This window comes from Okeania sp. SIO2F4, assembly GCF_010672385.1.
Lineage (GTDB): Bacteria > Cyanobacteriota > Cyanobacteriia > Cyanobacteriales > Microcoleaceae > Trichodesmium.
In genome coordinates this window covers 1-3,329 of sequence record NZ_JAAHGT010001033.1, presented here as the reverse complement: position 1 = coordinate 3,329, position 3,329 = coordinate 1, and the positions used below count along the sequence as shown (strand labels likewise).

Genomic DNA, 3,329 nt, shown 5'->3' with positions numbered 1-3,329 from the left:
GAACTCTATAATCCTTGCATAGCAATAGTTATATGAATAGAAAAAAGCAATTCTAATCAAAAGGGATTTTCCTAAAGGTTGAATTGTCTGCTATTTAAGGGTTTAGAGCTATTTCAACTACTAAGAAGCAGCAAACCAGTCTAGGAGAGCCAGAATTAATAATTACCTCTCCCTTTTAAGGAGAAGATTGAGTAAAAGGAAAAAATTTTCTTTTTTGCCCTTGAAAAGGGAGGCTTTAAACCTGAATTATTTAATTATTAATTAATTCGGTAATTAATAAAAAATTTGCAGTTTGTCGGTTGGGTGGAGGGTTAAACCACAATCATAATTCTTATTTCAATAACACATCATATTACTCATTATCAGTTGACAAACTTTTGGTCAAAAAATACCTGCATTTTTTTATAGATATCTACTTAAAAATCTCCCTCAACTACCTATGAAAAATTAGTAATTAATCAAAAATTTGCACTTGGTTAGGTTGCGCGAAAGTGTGGTTTTAGAAGTTTCCCCCATAAACTACTTTCGTAAAAAGATATTAAAGAAACCCAACAACAATATACATCTCCATAAATTTAGATTAGTCTTTCCTCAAACTTTTCTAGGAAGGTTCCATCAAACCTCCCTACATTCTTTTTTACTAGATATCTAATAGACATCTCCAGAAAAGAGGGAGTAGGGAGTAGGGAGTAGGGAGTAGGGAGTAGGGAGTAGGGAGTAGGGGGAAAGAATTAACGGTTTATGCGTATGGGATTGATTTTATTTTTTATTTTTGGAGAGGTCTAATAGATATATTTTGAGTTGCGCTACCACTTTTTTCCTAGGTTATACTTTTCATGTCGCCCAGCAAAACACAACCTATACTATTACTTTCACCAGTTGTAAAAAATTAGGCGTTGGTGATTTTGGCTATGATTTTTCTGGAAATGGCGATTGACTAACTCCTAATTTAAAAGCATTTTATATTTGACAAATTTAGATTTCATAGCTTGATTCACCAACGCCGAAAATTAAATTCCGACTCCCAACTCCTTTCTAATGATGATGATGATGGTGGTCGTGATGATGATGATGGTTGTGAGAATGTCCATGTTCACCATTGTGACTATGACTATGAGTTGACTTTGCTTGTGCTACTGCTAAAGAAGGATTAACAGCTAAAGCATTTTCACTCAATAATTCCTCAATATAAAGGTTAGCCCACTCCGCAGCCATCTGCAAAAATTCTGGGCGGTCATTTACACAAGGCATTTGACGATAAGTTACTTCTGGATGTTTCCGACGCAAACTTTCAATAATATGCTCGACATCTAATAATGTTTCGTGGTTTTCTGTGGCAAAACCAATAGGCATAAATATAATAGATGTTGCACCTAATTCTATGAGGTTTTTTGCTGCAGTTTTAGCGTCTGGTTGAGTCCATTCAATGAGTGGAGTATCGTGGTTTAACCAACCTACAGAAATTAAAGGAAAACGATTTATTAAACGTTCCCGCACTGACTCATAAAGTGCTTGACTTTCATCAATTCCAGAAGTAAAACCTTTCGCTTTGTGGGGGCAACCATGATTTGTTAAAACAATGCCAATTTGAGATGGTAAATGAGCAACTTCTAGGTCATTAGAAATTTGTTCTTCTACCATTTTTGCCATTAAGTTAATATAATCTGGTTCGTTATAAAAAGAAGGAATATAACGTTGACCTTTAATCCAATGTTCGGTTTTATCTGCTAATTTTACTAATGCTTTATTAACTTGTTCGACGGCTATTCCACTTGTGAAAATAGAGTCAACTACTAATAAAGGATAAATCAATAATTTGTCAAATCCTTCAGATTTTATTTGTGTTAATACTTGTTCTGGTAGGTGGGGAGCGCAAAAGTTAAAAGCTTTGAAAACTTTGACGCGATCGCCCCATTTTACTTGGAGATTTTTTTCTATTCCTGCTCTTTGACTTTCAAATATAGCGTTATGAGGTGAGATGAAGTTGCCATGTTGATGACTCCATTCATGCAAGTCAAAAATAGCTAATAGTTTTGCTAAGGGAGGATATATCCAGGTAGGAACGGGAGCAAATTTAGCTGTGAGTAAGTTTAATGCTTGTTCGTTATAATTGGCAAAATCTTCATAACTTTCTACTTCGCCATATCCCATCAATAATACTGCTACTCTGTCTTGACTCGGAGATGCAGAATTTGTTGGGTTTTGAATTTTTTCTGGAGTTGTAACCACGCGCGTGCTCCTCTAGTTATGTTTATTAATTAACTCAATTAAAGAAAATGAGTAGTTTCACTCTGGTATTAGTTTAACACTCCCCACCGGGGGGATGGGTACTAAAATAGTTGAGATTATATAAAGGTTTTAAAAGTCAAAAGTCTTCTCTGAATAGTCCAGTAGTGGATTGACACAGCGAAAACTGTAGAGCAATATAAAAAATCATTTTCTGAAGCGCACGCCGGATGTGGATGGTTAGTGGAATTTTTCCGACTATTACTTATAGAGCAATATAAAAAATCATTTTCTGAAGCGCACGCCGGATGTGGATGGTTAGTGGAATTTTTCCGACTATTACTTATAGAGCAATATAAAAAATCATTTTCTGAAGCACCTGCCGGATGTGGATGGTTAGTGGAATTTTTCCGACTATTACTTATAGAGCAATAATCAATTCATTTTCTGAAGCGCACGCCGGATGTGGATGGGTAGGAAAATTTTCTTCTATCTGCCTATAGAGCAATAATAAATTCATTTTCTGAAGCGCACGCCCGATGTGGATGAATAGTGAAATTTTCTTCTATCTGCTTATAGAGCAATCTAAAAATTCATTTTCTGAAGCTCACGCCGGATGTGGATGAGTAGTGGAATTTTTCCGACCCCATGCGTAGGTCGCAATAATCAATTCATTTTCTGAAGCGCACGCCGGATGTGGATGAGTAGTGAATTTTTCCGACCCCATGCGTAGGTCGCAATAATCAATTCATTTTCTGAAGCACCTGCCGGATGTGGATGGGTAGGGAAAATTTTCTTCTATCTGCCTATAGAGCAATAATAAATTCATTTTCTGAAGCGCACGCCGGATGTGGATGAATAGTGAAATTTTCTTCTATCTGCTTATAGAGCAATCTAAAAATTCATTTTCTGAAGCGCACGCCGGATGTGGATGAGTAGTGAATTTTTCCGACCCCATGCGTAGGTCGCAATAATAAATTCATTTTCTGAAGCGCACGCCGGATGTGGATGGGTAGTCAAATTTTCTTCTATTGCGTATAGAGCAATAATCAATTCATTTTCTGAAGCACCTGCCGGATGTGGATGGTTAGTGGAATTTTCTT

3 protein-coding genes are annotated in these 3,329 nt (G+C 36.3%); 1 reads left to right on the top strand and 2 read right to left on the bottom strand.

Features of this window, described 5'->3' with window-relative positions; all coding sequences use genetic code 11:
- Positions 1 to 1,035: 1,035 nt before the first annotated feature.
- The gene (locus F6K22_RS36690; protein ID WP_293109622.1) at positions 1,036 to 2,229 is read right to left on the bottom strand and encodes a ferrochelatase; all 1,194 of its coding nucleotides are present in this window, start codon (positions 2,227 to 2,229) and stop codon (positions 1,036 to 1,038) included.
- Between the two features lie 240 nt (positions 2,230 to 2,469).
- Here F6K22_RS36690 and F6K22_RS36685 point away from each other — a divergent pair, with 240 nt between their 5' ends.
- The gene (locus tag F6K22_RS36685) at positions 2,470 to 2,661 is read left to right on the top strand and encodes a hypothetical protein (RefSeq protein WP_293109620.1); all 192 of its coding nucleotides are present in this window, start codon (positions 2,470 to 2,472) and stop codon (positions 2,659 to 2,661) included.
- Positions 2,662 to 3,120: 459 nt separating this feature from the next.
- Here the strand turns inward: F6K22_RS36685 and F6K22_RS36680 are convergent.
- On the bottom strand, positions 3,121 to 3,329 hold a 209-nt coding region (locus F6K22_RS36680; RefSeq protein ID WP_293109618.1), incomplete at its 5' end, for a hypothetical protein.